The organism is Streptomyces sp. NPDC058307, from assembly GCF_042880295.1.
Lineage (GTDB): Bacteria > Actinomycetota > Actinomycetes > Streptomycetales > Streptomycetaceae > Streptomyces.
In genome coordinates this window covers 110,602-129,449 of the sequence record NZ_JBHVYZ010000019.1, presented here as the reverse complement: position 1 = coordinate 129,449, position 18,848 = coordinate 110,602, and the positions used below count along the sequence as shown (strand labels likewise).

Below are 18,848 nucleotides of genomic sequence, written 5' to 3'. Positions count from 1 at the left end.
TTCGGCGGCGGCCTGTACGGCGGCTGGCGCTGGACGCAGACCCAGTACTACGTCGGCGTCAACGACAAGCACGTGGCGCTGTACCGGGGCATCAGCCAGGACCTGGCCTGGGTCTCGCTCTCCAAGGTGTCCAAGGACCACCCCGAGATCGAACTCAAGTACCTGCCTCCGTACCAGCAGAAGTCCGTCGAGAGCACCATCGCCGAGGGCGACCTGAAGACGGCCCAGAAGAAGATCGACGAACTGGGCGTCCAGGCCTCCGCGTGCAAGAAGCAGGCCGCCGCGCAGGCCACGGAGAGCAAGAAGAACTCCAAGACGGGCGAGGGCGAAGCCGGCGGCACCACGGGAACCACCCGGTCCTCCCTGACGTCAAAGGCCACACCGACCCCGACGAGCACGACCTCCCCGTCCCCGAACGCTTCCGCATCCCCGACGCCCACTCCCACCCCCGGCCCCACCCTCTCGGACGAGGAGAAGCAGGTCGTCGGGAACTGCGGTACGCAGTAGGCACGCCGTGAGAGGCCCTGTCACACGATGAGCAGCAGTACTTCGAACACGTCGACGCACCACACGTCCACGATCGGCGCGATCGGCGCACCCAGCCGCCGCAACACCGAGCTGGCGCTGCTGGTGTTCGCCGTCCTGATCCCGGTCTTCGCGTACGCCAACGTGGGCCTGGCCATCAACGACCAGGTCCCCACCGGGCTGCTCAGCTACGGCCTGGGCCTCGGTCTGCTGGCCGGCGTCGCCCATCTCGTCGTACGCAAGTTCGCCCCGTACGCGGACCCGCTGATGCTGCCCCTGGCCACCCTGCTCAACGGCCTCGGACTCGTCGCCATCTGGCGCCTCGACCAGTCCAAGCTGCTCCAGCAGATCGGCCAGGCCGGCGGCAAGGCGACCAACCAGCTGATCTACACGGCGATGGGCATCGCCCTGTTCGCCGTCGTCCTGATCTTCCTCAAGGACCACCGGGTCCTGCAGCGCTACACCTACATCTCCATGGTCGGCGCCCTGGTCCTGCTGCTCCTCCCGCTGGTCCCGGGCCTCGGCGCCAACATCACCTACGGCGCCAAGATCTGGATCAAGGTAGGCAGCTTCACCATCCAGCCAGGCGAGTTCGCCAAGATCGTCCTCGCGATCTTCTTCGCCGGCTACCTCATGGTCAAACGGGACGCGCTCGCCCTCGCCAGCCGCCGCTTCATGGGCCTGTACCTGCCGCGCGGCCGCGACCTCGGCCCGATCATCGTCGTCTGGATGATCTCGATCCTCATCCTGGTGTTCGAGACCGACCTCGGTACCTCGCTGCTGTTCTTCGGAATGTTCATCATCATGCTGTACGTCGCCACCGAGCGGACCAGCTGGATCGTCTTCGGTCTGCTGATGTCCGCCGCCGGCGCCGTCGGCGTGGCCAGCTTCGAACCGCACGTCCAGACCCGCGTCCAGGCCTGGCTCGACCCGATGCACGAGTACCTGCTCAGCCGCAACGGCAGCAACGACGGCCTCGTCCACTCCGAGCAGGCCATGCAGGCCCTGTGGGCCTTCGGCTCCGGCGGCACCCTCGGCGCCGGCTGGGGACAGGGCCACTCCGAGCTGATCCGCTTCGCCGCCAATTCCGACTTCATCCTCGCCACTTTCGGCGAGGAACTGGGCCTGGCCGGCCTCATGGCGATCCTGCTGATCTACGGCCTGATCGTGGAGCGCGGCGTCCGCACCGCCCTCGCCGCCCGCGACCCCTTCGGCAAGCTCCTCGCCATCGGCCTGTCCGGCGCCTTCGCGCTCCAGGTCTTCGTGGTGGCCGGCGGCGTGATGGGCCTGATCCCGCTGACCGGTATGACGATGCCCTTCCTGGCGTACGGCGGTTCCTCCGTCATCGCCAACTGGGCCCTGATCGGCATCCTGGTCAGGATCAGCGACACCGCACGCCGTCCGGCACCCGCCCCCGCCCCCAGCCCCGACGCCGAGATGACCCAGGTGGTCCGCCCGTCATGAACAAGCCCCTGCGCCGGATCGCGATCTTCTGCGGCCTCCTGGTCCTGGCCCTGCTCATCCGCGACAACTGGCTCCAGTACGTCAAGGCCGACAGCCTCAGGGAGGACCCGGACAACCGCCGGGTGCTCATCGCGCGGTACGCCACGCCCCGCGGCGACATCATCGTCGACGGCAAGGCCATCACCGGGCACGCCGAGACGACCTCGGGCGACTTCAAGTACAAGCGCACCTACAAGGACGGCGCGATGTGGGCGCCCGTCACGGGCTTCGTCTCGCAGTCCTACGGCGCCACCCAGCTGGAGTCCCTCGAGGACGGCATCCTCACCGGCAACGACGACCGGCTCTTCTTCCGCAACACCCTCGACATGCTCACCGGCAAGCCGAAGGAAGGCGGCAACGTCGTCACCACCCTCAACGCCGCCGCCCAGAAGGCCGCCTACAACGGCCTGAAGAAGCAGGGCGGCAAGGGCGCGGTCGCCGCCATCGAGCCCTCCACCGGCAAGATCCTGGCCCTGGCCTCCTACCCGTCGTACGACCCCTCGACGATCGCCGGCGGCAGCGACGCCGACGCGGAGGCCTGGAAGAAGCTCGACAAGAAGAACAACCCCGACGACCCGATGCTCAACCGGGCGCTGCGCGAGGTCTACCCGCCCGGCTCCACCTTCAAGGTCATCACCGCGGCCGCGGCGCTGGAGAACGGCCTGTACAAGACGGCCGACGAGAAGACCGACTCCCCGCTGCCGTGGACCATGCCGGGCACCACGACCCAGCTGAAGAACGAGGGCACCATCCCCTGCAGGAACGCCACCCTGCGTACCGCCCTCCAGTACTCCTGCAACACCGTCTTCGGCAAGGTCGGCTCCGACCTCGGCAACGACAAGATGCTCGAAGAGGCCAAGAAGTTCGGCTTCACCGAGGAGCAGTTCACGCCGGTCCGCTCCAGCGCACCCGTCTTCTCCGACAACATGAACCCCTCGCAGACCGCGCTCTCCTCCATCGGCCAGTACAACACCGCCGCGACCCCGCTCCAGATGGCCATGGTCGCCTCGGCCGTCGCCAACAACGGCACCCTGATGAAGCCGTACATGGTCGACTCCCTCCAGGCCCCGAACGTGGACGTCCTGGAGAAGACCCAGCCGGAGAAGATGAGCGAGCCGCTGTCTGCGGAGAACGCGCAGATCCTCCAGTCGATGATGGAGACGGTCGTCCAGAAGGGCACCGGCACGACGGCGCAGATCCCGAACGTCACCGTCGGCGGCAAGACCGGTACCGCCCAGCACGGCGAGAACAACAGCAAGAACCCGTACGCCTGGTTCATCTCGTACGCCAAGGTCGGCGACAGCGCGCCGGTCGCCGTGGCCGTCGTCGTCCAGGACGACAACGCGGTCCGCGAGAACATCTCCGGCAGCGGTCTCGCGGCGCCCATCGCCAAGAGCGTCATGGAGGCGGTCATCGACTCCAAGAAGTGACCCCGCTCACGTCGCCTTCACATCGGTGCACGTTGCGATACCGGTCCTGTATCGGGTGACGCACTTGGCCAGGTCACACAAAGCTAGCCGGGTACGGTAGGCCCGGAGTGCAGCCTCCGACGGCACACACGTGCCGGTCGGGACCGACGGAGAGGGCTGGTAGGAAGCTATGGAAGAGCCGCGTCGCCTCGGCGGCCGGTACGAGCTGGGCCAGGTGCTCGGCCGTGGTGGCATGGCGGAGGTCTACCTCGCCATGGACACGCGCCTCGGCCGCACGGTGGCGGTGAAGACGCTGCGCGCGGACCTCGCGCGTGACCCGTCCTTCCAGGCCCGGTTCCGCCGGGAGGCCCAGTCGGCCGCCTCGCTCAACCATCCCGCGATCGTGGCGGTCTACGACACGGGCGAGGACTACATCGACGGGGTCTCGATCCCGTACATCGTCATGGAGTACGTCGACGGCTCCACGCTCCGCGAACTGCTGCACTCCGGCCGCAAGCTGCTGCCCGAGCGCTCCCTGGAGATGACCATCGGGATCCTCCAGGCACTGGAGTACTCCCACCGCAGCGGCATCGTCCACCGCGACATCAAGCCGGCCAACGTGATGCTCACGCGCAACGGCCAGGTCAAGGTGATGGACTTCGGCATCGCCCGCGCCATGGGCGACTCCGGCATGACGATGACGCAGACCTCCGCGGTCATCGGAACCGCCCAGTACCTCTCGCCCGAGCAGGCGAAGGGCGAGCAGGTCGACGCGCGCTCGGACCTCTACTCCACCGGCTGCCTCCTGTACGAGCTGCTCACGGTCCGGCCGCCCTTCGTGGGCGACTCCCCGGTGGCCGTCGCCTACCAGCACGTACGGGAAGAGGCGCAGCCCCCGTCGGTGTTCGACCCCGAGATCACGCCCGAGATGGACGCCATCGTCCTCAAGGCCCTGGTCAAGGACCCCAACTACCGCTACCAGTCGGCCGACGAGATGCGCGCCGACATCGAGGCCTGCCTCGACGGCCAGCCGGTCGCGGCCACCGCGGCGATGGGCTCCGTGGGCTACGGCGGCTACCCGGACGACCAGCCGACCACGGCCCTGCGCGCCGACGGCGGCGCCACCACCATGCTGCCGCCGATGAACGGGGACGACGGTGGCTTCGGCTACGACGACCGCCCCGACCGGCGCCGCCAGAAGAAGTCGAACACCTCGACGATCCTCCTTGTGGTGGCGGGCATCCTGGTGCTCGTCGGCGCGATCCTGATCGGCAAGTGGATCTTCAGCGGCAGCGGTGCGGGCAACGACCAGGTGACCGTGCCGAACCTCGTCAACCAGTCTCAGGGCGACGCCACGAGTCAGCTGGGCAACGTCGACCTGAAGCTCGGCCAGATCACCCAGAAGCCGTGCGAGAACACGGCCAAGGGCAACATCTGCGAGCAGAACCCGACGTTCGGCACCAAGGTCGACAAGAACACCGCCGTCAGTATCGTGGTGTCCACCGGCGCGCCGAAGGTGGCCGTACCCAGTGTCCTCGGCCTGGACGTCGACAAGGCCACGCAGACGCTGGAGGACGACAAATACCAGTTCGTCGTCAAGACCAAGAAGGAGGTGTCCACCGAGAAGGCGGGCACCGTCCTGAACCAGGACCCGGAGCTCGGCGCGGAGGTGGAGAAGGGTTCCACCGTCACCCTCACCATCGCCAAGGCCGAGGTGAAGTCGACGGTCCCGGACGTCATCGACCAGTCCTGTGAGAACGCCAGGGCACAGATGCAGGCCAACAACCTCGTCGGCAACTGCACCCAGGTGGACACCGACGACACCAGCAAGATCGGCAAGGTCATCTCGACCACGCCGCAGGCCGGCACCCAGCTCGACAAGAACTCGTCGGTGGACATCCAGATCGGCAAGCCGAAGGACAAGGTCGAGGTTCCGGACGTCAGGGGCCGCACGGTCGCGCAGGCCAAGCAGATCCTGAACAACGCCGGCTTCACGAACATCCAGTTCGCCAACGGCAGCGACCCGAGCGACACCGCCCTCGTGGCCCAGCAGGACCCGGGCGGGGGCAACGAGGTCGACGACCCGGGCAGCACGAAGATCACCCTGCAGACCGTGAGCGTCGGTAACGGCAACAACAACGGCGGCAACAACGGCGGAGGCTTCTTCGGAGGCGGAACCGGCTAGCCGCACGGAGAACCCCGCACACAGACAAGCCCCGCCGCCCCTCACAGGGTGCCGGGGCTTCGTCATGGCGACCCGCGTCCGTCCGTCGACGTGTTCGCATACCGATCGTGTCTTCCTATATGACGACTCGTTGATCCATTCGGGTGGGGTGCCGAAGCTCTGCCCTGGCCATGGAGCCATCCCCAACCGGAAGGGCAGAACATGATCAACGAATCGGTACTGCTGGAATCCAAGACCCTGCGCACAGCGTGCTGGAGCGCACGGACGTACTCGACAGGGTCAAGGCACTGTCACTGCTGCCGGACGGGATGCATGTGACGACGGCGATGGTGGCGACGTACTTCGGCGTCACGGTCGAGGCGATCCGCCAGCTCAAGGCACGCCACAACGAGGAACTGTCGTGCAACGGCATGCTGACGCTACGGGGCGATCAGCTCGCAGAATTTAAGCGTGACACCTTGTCACGCTATCCGGGAGGTCATCCACAGCCTCGATCGAGCCTCACTCTCTACTCACGCCGAGCCGTCCTCAACGTCGCCATGCTCCTCCGCGACAGCGAAGTCGCACGTCAGGTGCGTGTGTACCTCCTCGACATGGAGTACCTGGCACGTACACAGCCTGTGGAAAACCCGGCCTCCACAGACACCGCCTCGCTCGACGACCGCATCGACCAACGCATCACCCACATCCTCGGCAAGACCGTCGTGCCGATGTTCAACGCCCTGATCGAGACATCGGGCGAGCACCGCAGGGAGTTGGTCGCCCTGCGGGCAGGAGTCCAGCGCATCGAACGACGCCTCCACCAGCACCACACCCGCCTGCAACGACTCGAAGGCGTACGGGACGACCGGCCCACCGTCGGAGTCATGGCCGCCATGGACGCCATGAACGGCCGCAGGTTCGAGCACCACATCGCCAAACTGCTGCGCCGGGACGGCTGCACCAACGTCGTCGTACAGGGCGGTCGCGGGGACCGGGGTGTCGACATCATCGGGCTCACTGCCGCCGGACAACGCCTCGTGGTGCAGTGCAAGCGGTTCGCGCCCTACCTCAACATCACCAGCCCGGAGGTCCAGAAGTTCGTCGGGGCGGCGAAGGTGCTCCACAACGCGGATGTGGCTCTCTACGTGGCGACCTGCCCGTTCACCCCTGAGGCCCTGAACATCGCCGCCGAGACCGGGATCACCGTCGTACACCGTGGGCAGCTGGAGCAGTGGAGCGCCGGGGAACCGCTGGAAGTCCTGGAGTAGACGCGGCCTGACGCAAAGAGGCCCGAAGCCGCAAGAGAAAGTTGCGGCTTCGGGCCTTCGCCATGCTAGGTGACTGAGCTCCTTCAAGGAGCTCAGTCAGCGCAGTTCCTTCGGCAGCGTCCGCTCGCTGTCCACCTTCTCGGTACGGACCAGCTCGCCCCACACCACATACCGATACCGCGACGTGTACACCGGCGTGCACGTCGTCAGCGTGATGTAGTGGCCGGCCTTCTTCCTGCCGGACTCCTTGGGGATCCGGCCGAGCACCTTGACGTTGTACTTCGAGGTCTCGGGCAGGACGGCGTAGACCTTGTAGACGTACCACTCGTCCTTGGTCTCGAAGACGATCGGGTCGCCCTTCTTGACCTTGTCGATGTTGTGGAACTTCGCGCCGTGGCCGTCGCGGTGCGCGGCGAGGGCGAAGTTGCCGGTCTTGCCGCTGGTGGGGAGCGTGGCCTTGACGGGGTCGGTGTAGTAGCCGGCGACGCCGTCGTTGAGGATCTTCGTCGAGGTGCCCTTCTCGACCAGGACCTCACCGTTCCGCATCGCGGGGACGTGCAGGAAGCCGATGCCGTTCTTGGTGTCCAGCGCGCCGGGACCGCCCGTGGTCCGCTCGGTCCAGGCGTCACGCACCTTGTCGGCCTGTTTGTCCGCCGCCCGGTCGGCGACGACATTCGTCCACCACAACGAGTAGACGACGAACAGGCCGAGTACCAGGCCCGCCGTGATGAGGAGTTCACCGAAGAAGCTGACCGCCATGGCGATCCGGCCGGGGCCGCGGCGGCGCGGCGCGGGGCTGCCGGTGTTCTGCTCTTGCTCTGTGGTCGCTGCCACTGGTCATCTGCCCTTACTGGACGAGCGCATCCGGCTTGCCCTTGCTGCGCGGCCGTTCCTCGACCATCTTGCCCCAGACGATCAAGCGGTACTTGCTGGTGAACTCCGGCGTGCAGGTGGTGAGGGTGATGTAGCGGCCGGCCGTGGTGAACCCGGATCCCTTGGGGACGGGGTCGATCACGCTCGTGTTGCTCGGGGACGTCACCGGCAGGGTCGACGTCATCTTGTAGACGAAGTAGTCGTCCTGCGTCTCGACGACGATCGCGTCACCCGGGCTGAGCCTGTTGATGTAACGGAAGGGCTCGCCGTGGGTGTTGCGGTGCCCGGCGAGAGCGAAGTTGCCGGTCTTGGCGTCGGGCATCGCCGTCTTCAGCGCGCCCTCGCTGTAGTGCCCGACCATGCCCTTGTCGAGGACCTTCTTGTTGCTGACGCCCTCGGCTATCGGCACCACCACGTCCAGCTTGGGAATGTGCAGCAGGGCGAAGCCCTGGCCCGGCTCGAAGGTGCCCGGGGCGCCCTTCCCGCTGGCCCAGTCGTTCTGGAGGCTGCTCGCCTCCTTGTCCGCCTGTGCGTGCGCCCGGACGTTGGTCCACCACAGCTGGTAGCTGACGAACAGCAGCATCAGCACGCCGGTGGTGATGAACACCTCGCCGATCGCCCGGCTCGCGACGACGGCCGCGCCAGGTTTGCGGGCCTTCGCCTGCTTACGGGCCTCGACGCGGGAGAGCGGCTTGCCGTCCGGCGAGTCCGGCGCGCCCTGCTCCGACTGCGCGTCGGGGGCGGCCGTACCGCCATGACGTCCGTGGCGACCCTTGGCGGCCTTTCTGCGGGCCGCGCGGCCGCCCTGCGGGGATCCAGTGGCGGATGTGGCGGAAGAGGCCGCAGAGACGGATATGGAGGGTGGCGGCGGATCGGGTATCCGCAACGCCACCGTCTCGTCATCGGCCGGAGGGACATAGGGCGTCGACGCCCCATCCGCCGAGGACGCGTCTGAAGACGCCCCGCCGAAGGACTCCCGGGCGTAGGGCTCCTGAGCGTAGGGCTCCTGAGCAGACGAACCACCGGCGGGGGGCTCCGCGCCGTAGGACTCCCGGCCGTAGGAATCGCCGCCGTAGGACCCGTACGACGCGTCGCCGTACAAGTCCTCGCGCTCGGGGCGCAGGGCCGTCACGCCGTGGCCCTGCCCACCACCGGGGCGAGCCCCGCCGACCTCGCCACCGCGCCCTGGTCCCCGCACTCCACCAGCCAGTTGGCCAGCATCAGATGCCCGTGTTCCGTCAGCACCGACTCGGGGTGGAACTGCACGCCCTCGACCGGGAGTTCACGGTGCCTCAGCCCCATCACGATCCCGTCCTGCGTCCGCGCGGTGACCTCCAGCTCGGCCGGGACCGTCGCCAGCTCGGCGGCCAGCGAGTGGTAGCGGGTCGCCGTGAAGGGCGTGGGCAGCCCGGCGAAGACCCCGCGGCCCTCGTGCTCGACCAGCGACGTCTTGCCGTGCAGCAGCTCGGGGGCGCGGTCCACGACACCGCCGTACGCCACCTGCATCGACTGCATGCCGAGACAGACGCCGAAGACGGGCACCCCGGTCGCGGCGCAGTGGCGCACCATCTCGATGCAGACCCCGGCCTCCTCCGGTGTGCCGGGCCCGGGCGAGAGCAGGACGCCGTCGAAGCCGTCCTGGGCGTGCGCCGTCGACACCTCGTCGTTGCGCAGCACCTCGCACTCCGCGCCCAGCTGGTACAGGTACTGGACGAGGTTGAAGACGAAGCTGTCGTAGTTGTCGACGACGAGAATGCGCGCGCTCACTGGTTGTCCACCGTCACATCGTTGAAGGGCAGCAGCGGTTCCGCCCACGGGAACACGTACTGGAACAGGACGTAGACCACAGCAACGACCAGCATGAGCGAGAGCAGCGCCCGCACCCATGCGTTCCCCGGCAGATGCCGCCAGATCCAGCCGTACATGCCGTCCCTTCCGTCGCACCACGGCACCCACACACACGCCGTACCGCACCAGACTAACGGCGCAGGGCAACAGGCTTGCCGTCCTCCACAGGCTGTGTGGAGTCCAGGTGCGCCCAGACGATCAGCCGGTGACTGTGTCCCCACTCCGGATCGCACGTGGTCAGCGTGAGATAGCGGCCAGGCCGCGTGTACCCGGATTTACGTGGCACAGGATCGATCACCTCAATGTCGGTGGGCACTGTTTTGTAAGGCCCTTTGTCGATCCGATACGTGAACCAGGTCGTTCCGTCCGTCAGGACCACCGCGTCACCTCGCCGCAGCCTCGGAAAGTCCTTGAAGGGATCCCCGTAGGTGCGCCGGTGCCCGGCCACCGAGAAGTTGCCCCGCTGCCCGAGCCGCGCGGTGTTCGCGTAGTGCCCGAGCCCCTTCTTCAGGGTCCCGACCTCGGTACCTTCGAGAACGGGCTTGTTCCACGTGAAACCAAGCCGCGGGATGTACATGATCGCGAAGGGCTTCCCGCTCCGGTACGGCGCCGGTTCCGCGGGAGAAGCGGACGAGGCGGCGGACGGGGCGGCCGTCGCCTTCGGCTGCCGCACGCTCCCCTGCGCCCACTGGTTCTCCAACTGGTCGATCTGGTCGTCCATGACGGTGTCGGCCTTCACACCGGTCCAGAACAGCACATAGACGACGAACAACACGATCAGGGCGCCGACGGTGATGCACAGCTCGCTGACGGTCCTGACGACGACACGCACCGGCGGCTCCAGGGGCTCACATAGTGCTCACTCCACGGGCTTGGCGTACTGCAGATCCACTGTGCCCGAGTAGCCGGGAAGAGTCACCGTGCCGTCGTCGGCCACATTCCAGCCGAGGCCGTAGACATTGACGTAGACCATGTAGTTCTGGATCGCCTTGGAGTCCGCGAGCGCCTGCTTCAGCTTCCCGGGGTCACCGACCGCCTGGATCTTGTACGGCGGTGAGTAGACGCGGCCCTGGAGGATCAGGGTGTTGCCGACACAGCGCACGGCGCTGGTGGAGATCAGCCGCTGGTCCATGACCTTGATGCCCCGGGCGCCGCCCTTCCACAGGGCGTTGACCACGGCCTGGAGGTCCTGCTGGTGGATGACCAGGTAGTCGGGCTGCGGCTCGGGATAGCCGGGGAGCTTGGCGGTGGCGTTCGGCGGGGCGTCGTCGAGCGTGACCGTGACCGCCTTCCCCTTGAGCTTCTGGGTGCCCGCCCGGTCCTCCAGGGCGGCGAGCTTGGCGTCCTCGGCCTTGGTACTGCCGTCGTCACGCTCGGCGAGCGATTCGACGTCCCGGCGCAACGAGCCGTTCGACTCGTCGAGCTCGCCGTTGTTGCGGCTGCGCTCCTGGATGAGGTCCGAGAGCTTCAGCAGCGAAGCGTCCGTACGGATGTCGGTGCCCTTGGCCGTGTTGAAACTCGTGAAGAAGATGAGTCCCGCGAGAGCGAAGACGCCCACCGTGAGCACGCGCACCGGCCGGAAATTCCACCTGTGGACAGGACTGGATCCGGACTGGGGGGAGTCGGCAGAATTGCTCAACGTACCCTTATCTCCTTCGGCGCCGCGGAAGCACTACGCTAACGGACGCCCGGGGGAGCACTCAGTGTCCCCTTGTACGCTGCCCCGAGCCCGACCGTTACCTGCGCGGCCACGCAGCGCATCGACAGGAGAGACCCTCGTGCCGAAGTCACGTATCCGCAAGAAGGCCGACTACACGCCGCCCCCGGCGAAGCAGGCGACCGCCATCAAGTTGAACAGCCGCGCCTGGGTGGCCCCGGTGATGCTGGCCATGTTCCTCATCGGACTGGCCTGGATCGTCGTCTTCTATGTGACGGACGGCTCACTGCCCATCGACGCCCTGGACAACTGGAACATCGTGGTGGGCTTCGGCTTCATCGCCGCCGGATTCGGCGTCTCCACCCAGTGGAAGTAGCTCTCCCCAGGGTTATCCGCTGAGTTATCCACAGTCCGCAGCGATATCCACAGACCCTGGGGAAAAGACGACGATCTGTGGATAACCCATCAGACGTTGACGCCGGTAAGACCATCCCACCAGCCCCCGCAAGCCTGTTCGCCCCCTGCCTGACCTGCGCAAACACGGGTCAGTGACAGGGGGCACAGCTGTTCCCGCACTCTATGCACAAGATCGCGCACTCGCTGTGGAAAACGGGCCGCTCAGAGGGGTCGCGCGGACCCGTCAGGTCAGCTGCGCGGTTCTGACCAGGGTCATGCCCACGACGACCAGCAGGACCAGCGCACAGGTCCCGTACTGCACGAGGGCCCGCCGCTTGCGCGGGGCGTGGACCATGCCGTAGCCGGTGATCAGGCCGGCGGCCAGGCCGCCGATGTGGGCCTGCCAGGAGATGCCGCTCCAGCTGAAGGTGAAGATCAGGTTGATCACCAGGAGCGCGATGATCGGCCGGAGGTCGTAGTTGAGCTTGCGCATCAGGACCGCGGTCGCGCCGAAGAGGCCGAAGATGGCACCGGAGGCGCCGAGGGTCTGGGTGGCGGGACTGGCCAGCAGATAGGCCAGCGCGCTGCCCGCGAGACCGGAGACGAAGTAGACCGCGAGATAGCGGGCGCGGCCGAGGGCCGCTTCTAGGGGCCCGCCGAGCCACCACAGGCTCATCATGTTGAAGCCGATGTGCCAGATCTCCTGGTGCGCGAACATCGAGGTCACCAGGCGGTAGTACTGCCCGTCCGCGACACCTTCGGTGGCCTGGAAGGGCGCCGGCGGCCAGGCGCCGATGAGGCTGAGGTCCGCAGCCAGGGACGCATTGACCTGGATGGCGATGAACACCGCGATGTTGATCCCGATCAGGATCTTGGTGAACAGCCGGGGATCGGCCGTGACGGTACCGCCCGCGATGGTGCGGGGCCGTGCCGCGGCCGGCGCCGGTCCGCTGCCGCCCCCGTCGCGCACGCACTCGGGGCACTGGAAGCCGACGGAGGCGCTGACCATGCACTCGGGGCAGATCGGGCGCTCGCAGCGGGTGCAGCGGATGCCGGTCTCACGGTCCGGGTGCCGGTAGCAGCCAGGCAGGTTCTGGGCCTGCGGCGTACTGCCCGCCTCCTGATTCATGCCATCCCCTAAGTCGCCCGTAATCGCCCTGGGCCGTCGTGTCCACGTGCGCCGCCCCGCTCATCCTTACGGTTGAGCGGGGCGTTTGGTTCCCTTCGCGGTGGTAGCCCGGGGCTCAGCCCTGGCGGGTCTCCACGACGACCTGCTCGATGACGACGTCGTTCACCGGGCGGTCGTTGGGGCGGGTGGTCTTGACGCCGGCGATGGCGTCGACGACCTTCTGGCTGGCGGGGTCCGTGACCTCGCCGAAGATGGTGTGCTTGCGGTTCAGCCAGGCCGTCGGGGAGACGGTGATGAAGAACTGCGAGCCGTTGGTGCCGGGGCCGGCGTTGGCCATGGCCAGCAGGTAGGGCTTGTTGAAGCCGAGGTCGGGGTGGAACTCGTCCTCGAACTCGTAGCCCGGGCCGCCGATGCCGGTGCCCAGCGGGTCGCCGCCCTGGATCATGAAGCCGCTGATGACGCGGTGGAAGATCGTGCCGTCATAGAGCCTCTTGGTGGACTTCTCCCCGGTGCCGGGGTGCGTCCACTCGCGCTCGCCCTGGGCGAGTTCGACGAAGTTCCTGACCGTCTTCGGGGCGTGGTTCGGCAGGAGCCGGACTTCGATGTCGCCGTGGTTGGTCTTCAGGGTGGCGTAAAGCTGCTCGGCCACGATCTGCCTTCCGTTGTCTGCTTGTGCCCTGCCGATCCTCGCACGGATCCGGCCGAGGATCGGTCGGGCAGGGGCGGACGGCGGCGATCCGTGGCATTGTCGTCGGCAAGCTCCTGTTGCCACGTATTCATCCGTTATTGATCCGGATGCCCGCCCTCATTGATCCGGATGCGCGTCGTCAGGTGCCGGGCTGCACTCCGGCAGGCATGATCCGTAAAAGGGTGGAAAGTCGAAATACCATACGCCACCGAGGAGGAGGATCCCGTGACCCGCATCGACAGCGTGCGCGCCGCGACCGGCTCGGCGAAGGACAGCGTGCTGCACGCCGCGGAAGTGGTGGCGCCCTACGCCGACACGGCCAAGGACAGGGCCTCGCACTACGCGACGGAGGCACGCGTACGGCTCGCGCCGAAGGTCTCGCAGGCGGCCGAGCAGGCGCGTGTCCAGTACGGCGCTCATCTCGCGCCGCGCCTGGAGCAGGCCCGTACGCATGTTCCGCCGAAGGTCGACCAGGCCGCCGTACGCACGCGCAAGGCAGCTCGGCAGGCCGCCGACTATTCCCGCCCGAAGATCGAGCAGGCCGTCGCCGCGGCCGGCCCGGTCGCCGGGGAGGCCACAGCCCGGAGCGCGGCCGCACTGGCCGCACTGCGTGGCCAGGTCTCTCCCAAGGAGGTCCAGAAGCTGATCCGCAAGCACGAGCGGCGGGCCCGTGCAGGACGGCTCGCCAAGGCGCTGGCGGTCGCGGGCCTTGTGGCGGGTGGTGCTTACGCCGCCTGGAAGTGGTGGGACAAGCAGGCCAACCCCGACTGGCTGGTCGAGCCGCCCGCCGCGACCGAGGTGTCCGAGACGGGCCGGCTGACGTCCGTGGACGGCAGCGGTCAGTCCGTCCTGGACCCGGAGGTTCAGGCGAAGGAGGCCGAGGAGGACGCCGCACAGCACGACGAAGGGCGCTGACGCCGGCTTTTTGACGGCGTGTACCAGTGGTGGGGCGGAAGTTCTCCGCCCCACCGTCGTGTTCACCCGACGGTGTGGCCGGACCGGCGCGGCGGGGCACCTGTGCGTCACAGTCGCCAAGACCTGTTTTCGCACCGGACGGACCGCCGCCCTGATGAAGCCCTCGCGCCGCGGGCCGCTCGCCCTGACCGCCGTACTACTGCTCCTGGCGTCGGCCTGCACCACCCGCGCTCCCGAGCCCGCGGCGGCTTCCGCGTACGGCGCGTATGTCGGCTTCGACCCCGCCGACGTGGGGCGGCTCGGTGCGCTCGGTGCCTGGCTCGGCGGGCCCGCGCCCCGGGTCGGGCACGTGTACCTGCCCGGCGACCGCTGGAGCAACATCGAGGGAGCGCCGCGTTACCTGGAGTCCTGGGCAGCGTGGCGACGAGCCGATCCGCGGCGGATGTTCGTCCTGAACGTGCCGATGCTGGAACACGCGGAGGACCACCTCCCCGACCGCGCGGTCCGTGCACAGCTTCGCCGCGGGGCGAACGGCGACTACGACGGCCATTTCCGCGCGCTGGCCCGGAGGTTGGCGGCTCTCGGCGTCCCGGACACGATCGTCGTCCTCGGCTGGGAGATGAACGGCACCACCTACAGCCACCGCTGCGGCCCGGATCCGGCCGCGTGGAAGACGTACTGGACGAGGATCGTGCGCGCGATGCGCTCGGTGCCCGGTCAGCGCTTCCGCTTCGAGTTCACGCCCAACCGGGGCCGCGACGCGATCCCGTGGCCGCGCTGCTATCCGGGCGACGAGACCGTCGACGTCATCGGCATGGACGCCTACGACGCACCGCGCGGGCTGCGCTTCACCGACCAGGTGAGCGAGCCGTTCGGCCTGCGCGCCCACGTCCGCTTCGCCCGCGCCCACGGCAAACCCTTCTCGTACCAGGAGTGGGGTCTGTACGAGAACGGCGACGACCCGGTGTACATGCGCGGCATGCTCACCTGGTTCGCCCGGCAGCGTCCCCTCTACCAGGCCATCACCGACTACTGCCCGCACGGTGTGTGGGGCTGCCGGGCTCATCCGCGGTCGTCTGCGGTGTACCGCTCGCTGATGAAGTAGGCGTCGAAGGTGATCCAGCCGCCTTCAGCCGTTGAGTCCCCGGCATGCACGAAAAACCCCTCCGCCCGCGTATTCGCAGGTCGGAGGGGTTTGTGAAGTGGAGCCTAGGGGAGTCGAACCCCTGACATCTGCCATGCAAAGACAGCGCTCTACCAACTGAGCTAAGGCCCCGGGAAGAGGAACGTCCGCCGGAAGAACCACGTGCCGGTGGGCGTCGCAGACCAGAGTACCGGGTTCCCCCGGGTATTCCGCAAAAGGGATTGGGGGTCCCCGCGAACGACCACTCTCCGTAAGATGCTCGGCGTGGTTCGCTGTCGCGAACCACGGTTTTTTGGGGAAGCGATGGGGAGACGCACATGGACGCCGCACAGCAGGAAGCGACCGCAAGAGCGCGGGAACTGCAGCGGAACTGGTACGGGGAGCCGCTGGGGGCGCTCTTCCGTAAGCTCATAGACGACCTGGGCCTCAATCAGGCCCGTCTCGCGGGGGTGCTGGGACTGTCGGCTCCGATGCTGTCCCAGCTGATGAGTGGTCAGCGGGCGAAGATCGGCAATCCCGCCGTGGTCCAGCGGGTGCAGCTGCTGCAGGACCTGGCGGGGCAGGTCGCGGACGGCAGCGTGAGCGCGGCCGAGGCGACCGAGCGCATGGACGAGATCAAGAAGTCGCAGGGGGGTTCGGTGCTCAGCAACACCACGACCACGACGAGCAGTTCGGGCGCGCCGACGGTCAAGCGGGTGGTCCGCGAGATCCAGTCGCTGCTGCGCTCGGTGGCCGCCGCAGGAGACATCATCGACGCGGCCGACACTCTCGCCCCGACCCATCCGGAACTGGCAGAGTTCCTCCGGGTCTACGGGGCCGGCCGCACGTCCGACGCGGTCACGCACTACCAGTCCCACCAGAACTGAGCCGTCCGTCCGGTGGCCGAAGGGGTTCGGCAGCCGGGCCGGGGGCTGTGCAGGCAGCACGGAGGAGCGCGAGGGGGTCGCGCTCCTTGCCGGGGGCTGACACGCGGGGGTGTGTCAGCCGCCGAGGAGACGAGGAACACGGGGCCGTATCTCTCATCCGGGAGGCCACGAGGGGTCGTATCGCTCATCGAGGGGGAAGCAAGGGGGGTAACCGCAGGGGGAGGAGCGACGCGCAGTCATGGGTGAGGTGTTCGCCGGCCGGTACGAGCTGGCCGATCCGATCGGACGCGGAGGCGTCGGTGCCGTCTGGCGTGCCTGGGACCACCGGCGCCGCCGTTATGTGGCCGCCAAGGTCCTGCTGCAGAGCGATGCCCACTCCTTGCTGCGCTTCGTCCGCGAACAGGCCCTGCGGATCGACCATCCCCATGTCCTCGCGCCGGCCAGCTGGGCGGCCGACGACGACAAGGTCCTGTTCACCATGGACCTGGTCGCCGGCGGCTCGCTGGTCCATCTGGTCGGGGACTACGGTCCCCTGCCACCCGCCTTCGTCTGCACCCTGCTCGACCAGCTCCTCGCTGGGCTGGCCGCGATGCACGCGGAGGGTGTCGTGCACCGTGACATCAAGCCCGCCAACATCCTGCTCGAAGCCACCGGTACCGCCCGGCCGCGGCTGAGGCTGTCCGACTTCGGCATCGCCATGCGGCTGGGCGAACCCCGGCTGACCGAGACCAACCTCGTGGTCGGCACGCCCGGTTATCTCGCCCCCGAGCAGATGATGGGCGCGGAACCGGACTTTCCCGCCGACCTGTTCGCCGTCGGCCTGGTCGCGCTGTACCTCCTGGAGGGCGCCAAGCCCGACGCCAAGGCACTCATCCAGTACTTCGCCGCCCACGGCACTCCGGGCGCGCCCCAGAGCGTCCCAGAGCCGCTCTGGCAGGTCGTGGCCTCCCTCCTGCAACCTGACCCCCAGGCCCGCTTCCGCACCGCCACGGGGGCCCGCAAAGCCCTCGCCGCCGCCAGAGAGCTCCTCCCGGACCCCGGCCCCGACGACGAGTCCATCGAGATCTTCGACCAACTCGGCCCTCTGCCCCCTGAGTTCGGCCCGGAGGGACCGTTCAAGCGAGCACCGGGCGTTGACCCGAGCAGGACACGGAACGGGGGATCCGGGACGGGGGGAGGAGCACGCTTCGGAACGGGTGACGGAAGCGGGGGGTCTTTCGGGGGTGGCGGAGGGGCCGGCGCAGGGGTGGGTGGTGCTCGGGCGGGTTTCGGTGGCGTAGCTCGTGATGCGGTGGCGGGTGCCGGAGCTGGTGGTGCTGCTGAGCCCAGCGCTGGTCTTGGATCGGGTGCCGGTGCCGGTGCCGGTGAGGTGAGCGGTGCTGGTGCTGGGCCCGGTGCACGTACTGGTGACATCGGCGGTGCCGACGGGGTGCCATCGTGGCCTGTCCAGGGCAGTGGCATGGTTTCCCGACCAGGTCCGGCGGGTGGAGCGTCCTCCTGGTTCGGTGCAGGAAACGGGGTGGGATCGCCGCCGGCCGAAGCGGGCAACGCTTCCTCCCGATCCGGCGACAGGAACGAGCAGGACGCATTCCATCCCGGTGCCGAGAGCCGGGCTCCCTCCTGGCCCGGTGACGAGAGCCAGGCTCCCTCCTGGCCCGACGAAGGCAACGGACTGCAATCCTGGCCTGGTCCATCGGGCGGAACCACACCACCCTGGCCCGCAGGCGCGAACTCCGCGTCCTGGCCCAGGGAATCGAACCCGGCGCCATGGTCCGAACAGGCCAACCCACCGTCCTGGTCTCAGGGGGCCAACCCACCGTCCTGGCACCATGAGGCCGGCCCCCTGCCCTCCCCAGGTGCCGACGCGTCCTCCCCCGCCACAGACCGCGGAACCCCCTGGTCCGCTCCCACCAGCCCACCCTCGGTGTCGGACACCGGCAGCTTCCATCTGCCGCCGCCCCGGCCCACGAACTCGCGCTCCCAGCGGCCCTCCACTCCACCGGAGCACCAGGCGCAGCCACACCAACCCCACCAGCAGGCGCAGGCACAACCCCACCGGCCCGCCACCCCGGCGGCTCACCCCCCCTACGACCCCACACCCCCCACTCACGTCCTGCCCTCCCCCCAACATCACACCCCACGCTTCCCCACGCAGGCGCCGACATCGACCCCGGCCCAGCAGCACGCCGGCACCTCTACTGCTTCGTACACCGCTCAGAGCCCGCAGGTTCCACCTCCCGCGCCATCACTTTCGCGAGCACGCCGCAGCGGTCCACCCGCGAAGGTGGCGATCCCCCTCCTGCTCCTGGCCCTGGTCTGTTACGCCGTGGGGTTCTGGGCACTCACCCAGATCTGAGGACCCGGCAGTCGGACGACTCCGCCGTAGTCCTGGCGCAGCCCTCAGTCCCTTGATCCAAGGCCCCCGACCCCAAGGCCCTACACCCGGGCAGCCCCCCGCCG

At 68.2% G+C, this 18,848-nt stretch carries 17 protein-coding genes, 1 tRNA gene and 1 pseudogene; 10 read left to right on the top strand and 9 right to left on the bottom strand.

Annotated features, from left to right (window positions below; translation table 11 throughout):
- The 5 genes and pseudogenes from ACFVYN_RS16765 to ACFVYN_RS16745 form a co-directional block, all read left to right on the top strand.
- Nucleotides 1-507 (top strand): annotated as a pseudogene (locus tag ACFVYN_RS16765) (protein phosphatase); the annotation flags it as partial.
- A gap of 27 nt (nt 508-534) precedes the next feature.
- A complete protein-coding gene (locus ACFVYN_RS16760; protein ID WP_389998552.1) occupies nt 535-1,989 on the top strand; it encodes an FtsW/RodA/SpoVE family cell cycle protein in 1,455 nt (484 codons plus the stop codon).
- Nucleotides 1,986-3,458: a peptidoglycan D,D-transpeptidase FtsI family protein gene (locus ACFVYN_RS16755; RefSeq protein WP_389998550.1), complete on the top strand. Its 1,473-nt coding sequence runs from the start codon at nt 1,986-1,988 to the stop codon at nt 3,456-3,458. The genes ACFVYN_RS16760 and ACFVYN_RS16755 overlap by 4 nt, the downstream gene beginning before the upstream one ends.
- A gap of 169 nt (nt 3,459-3,627) precedes the next feature.
- Nucleotides 3,628-5,622 carry a Stk1 family PASTA domain-containing Ser/Thr kinase gene (gene pknB, locus ACFVYN_RS16750; RefSeq protein ID WP_389998547.1) on the top strand — a complete coding sequence of 665 codons (1,995 nt, stop codon included), beginning with the start codon at nt 3,628-3,630 and terminating at the stop codon, nt 5,620-5,622.
- Nucleotides 5,623-5,870: 248 nt separating this feature from the next.
- A complete protein-coding gene (locus tag ACFVYN_RS16745; protein WP_389998544.1) occupies nt 5,871-6,872 on the top strand; it encodes a restriction endonuclease in 1,002 nt (333 codons plus the stop codon).
- A gap of 96 nt (nt 6,873-6,968) precedes the next feature.
- Here the strand turns inward: ACFVYN_RS16745 and ACFVYN_RS16740 are convergent, their stop codons facing one another.
- From ACFVYN_RS16740 to ACFVYN_RS16715, 6 genes are read right to left on the bottom strand one after another with little or no spacing between them, the layout of a single operon-like run.
- Complete coding sequence (locus ACFVYN_RS16740; protein ID WP_389998541.1) at nt 6,969-7,706, bottom strand: class E sortase; 738 nt, start codon at nt 7,704-7,706, stop codon at nt 6,969-6,971.
- 13 nt (nt 7,707-7,719) lie between these two features.
- Nucleotides 7,720-8,877 carry a class E sortase gene (locus ACFVYN_RS16735; protein WP_389998539.1) on the bottom strand — a complete coding sequence of 386 codons (1,158 nt, stop codon included), beginning with the start codon at nt 8,875-8,877 and terminating at the stop codon, nt 7,720-7,722.
- Nucleotides 8,874-9,512, bottom strand: a complete 639-nt coding sequence (locus ACFVYN_RS16730; protein ID WP_389998536.1) for an aminodeoxychorismate/anthranilate synthase component II — start codon at nt 9,510-9,512, stop codon at nt 8,874-8,876. The genes ACFVYN_RS16735 and ACFVYN_RS16730 overlap by 4 nt, the downstream gene beginning before the upstream one ends.
- Nucleotides 9,509-9,670: a hypothetical protein gene (locus ACFVYN_RS16725; protein ID WP_389998533.1), complete on the bottom strand. Its 162-nt coding sequence runs from the start codon at nt 9,668-9,670 to the stop codon at nt 9,509-9,511. Before ACFVYN_RS16725 ends, ACFVYN_RS16730 begins: the two co-directional genes overlap by 4 nt.
- Before the next feature lie 53 nt (nt 9,671-9,723).
- Nucleotides 9,724-10,425: a class E sortase gene (locus tag ACFVYN_RS16720; protein WP_389998531.1), complete on the bottom strand. Its 702-nt coding sequence runs from the start codon at nt 10,423-10,425 to the stop codon at nt 9,724-9,726.
- Nucleotides 10,426-10,452: 27 nt separating this feature from the next.
- Nucleotides 10,453-11,232 (bottom strand): DUF881 domain-containing protein, encoded by a 780-nt coding sequence (locus ACFVYN_RS16715; RefSeq protein ID WP_389998528.1) that lies wholly within the window; start codon nt 11,230-11,232, stop codon nt 10,453-10,455.
- Nucleotides 11,233-11,371: 139 nt separating this feature from the next.
- Between ACFVYN_RS16715 and crgA the strand changes: the two genes are divergently transcribed.
- Nucleotides 11,372-11,626, top strand: coding sequence for a cell division protein CrgA (crgA, locus tag ACFVYN_RS16710; protein ID WP_020119474.1), 255 nt, complete (start codon nt 11,372-11,374; stop codon nt 11,624-11,626).
- A 264-nt stretch (nt 11,627-11,890) separates the two neighbouring features.
- On the opposite strand, the gene ACFVYN_RS16705 is transcribed toward crgA, so the two are convergent.
- Both ACFVYN_RS16705 and ACFVYN_RS16700 read right to left on the bottom strand, forming a co-directional pair.
- Nucleotides 11,891-12,775: a rhomboid family intramembrane serine protease gene (locus ACFVYN_RS16705; RefSeq protein WP_389998525.1), complete on the bottom strand. Its 885-nt coding sequence runs from the start codon at nt 12,773-12,775 to the stop codon at nt 11,891-11,893.
- A 115-nt stretch (nt 12,776-12,890) separates the two neighbouring features.
- Nucleotides 12,891-13,424 carry a peptidylprolyl isomerase gene (locus ACFVYN_RS16700; protein ID WP_280850479.1) on the bottom strand — a complete coding sequence of 178 codons (534 nt, stop codon included), beginning with the start codon at nt 13,422-13,424 and terminating at the stop codon, nt 12,891-12,893.
- A gap of 264 nt (nt 13,425-13,688) precedes the next feature.
- On the opposite strand from ACFVYN_RS16700, the gene ACFVYN_RS16695 reads away from it, so the two are divergent.
- Nucleotides 13,689-14,378: a DUF5324 family protein gene (locus ACFVYN_RS16695; protein ID WP_389998522.1), complete on the top strand. Its 690-nt coding sequence runs from the start codon at nt 13,689-13,691 to the stop codon at nt 14,376-14,378.
- Nucleotides 14,379-14,532: 154 nt separating this feature from the next.
- The gene (locus tag ACFVYN_RS16690; protein WP_389998518.1) at nt 14,533-15,483 is read left to right on the top strand and encodes a glycosyl hydrolase; all 951 of its coding nucleotides are present in this window, start codon (nt 14,533-14,535) and stop codon (nt 15,481-15,483) included.
- Between the two features lie 98 nt (nt 15,484-15,581).
- Here ACFVYN_RS16690 and ACFVYN_RS16685 read toward each other — a convergent pair.
- A tRNA-Ala gene (locus ACFVYN_RS16685) sits at nt 15,582-15,654 on the bottom strand.
- 185 nt (nt 15,655-15,839) lie between these two features.
- Here ACFVYN_RS16685 and ACFVYN_RS16680 point away from each other — a divergent pair.
- Both ACFVYN_RS16680 and ACFVYN_RS16675 read left to right on the top strand, forming a co-directional pair.
- On the top strand, nt 15,840-16,388 hold the full coding sequence (locus ACFVYN_RS16680; RefSeq protein ID WP_031036313.1) for a DNA-binding protein: 549 nt from the start codon (nt 15,840-15,842) through the stop codon (nt 16,386-16,388).
- 238 nt (nt 16,389-16,626) lie between these two features.
- On the top strand, nt 16,627-18,744 hold the full coding sequence (locus ACFVYN_RS16675) for a protein kinase (RefSeq protein ID WP_389998515.1): 2,118 nt from the start codon (nt 16,627-16,629) through the stop codon (nt 18,742-18,744).
- The last annotated feature ends 104 nt before the right edge of the window (nt 18,745-18,848 follow it).

Excerpts from the sequence above, each read along its gene's own strand:
- ACFVYN_RS16760 (WP_389998552.1), top strand. The coding sequence starts at position 535 with ATGAGCAGCAGTACTTCGAACACGTCGACGCACCACACGTCCACGATC.
- ACFVYN_RS16755 (WP_389998550.1), top strand. The coding sequence starts at position 1,986 with ATGAACAAGCCCCTGCGCCGGATCGCGATCTTCTGCGGCCTCCTGGTC.
- pknB (WP_389998547.1), top strand. The coding sequence starts at position 3,628 with ATGGAAGAGCCGCGTCGCCTCGGCGGCCGGTACGAGCTGGGCCAGGTG.
- ACFVYN_RS16725 (WP_389998533.1), bottom strand. The coding sequence starts at position 9,670 with ATGTACGGCTGGATCTGGCGGCATCTGCCGGGGAACGCATGGGTGCGG.
- ACFVYN_RS16705 (WP_389998525.1), bottom strand. The coding sequence starts at position 12,775 with ATGAATCAGGAGGCGGGCAGTACGCCGCAGGCCCAGAACCTGCCTGGC.
- ACFVYN_RS16690 (WP_389998518.1), top strand. The coding sequence starts at position 14,533 with ATGAAGCCCTCGCGCCGCGGGCCGCTCGCCCTGACCGCCGTACTACTG.
- ACFVYN_RS16680 (WP_031036313.1), top strand. The coding sequence starts at position 15,840 with ATGGACGCCGCACAGCAGGAAGCGACCGCAAGAGCGCGGGAACTGCAG.
- ACFVYN_RS16675 (WP_389998515.1), top strand. The coding sequence starts at position 16,627 with ATGGGTGAGGTGTTCGCCGGCCGGTACGAGCTGGCCGATCCGATCGGA.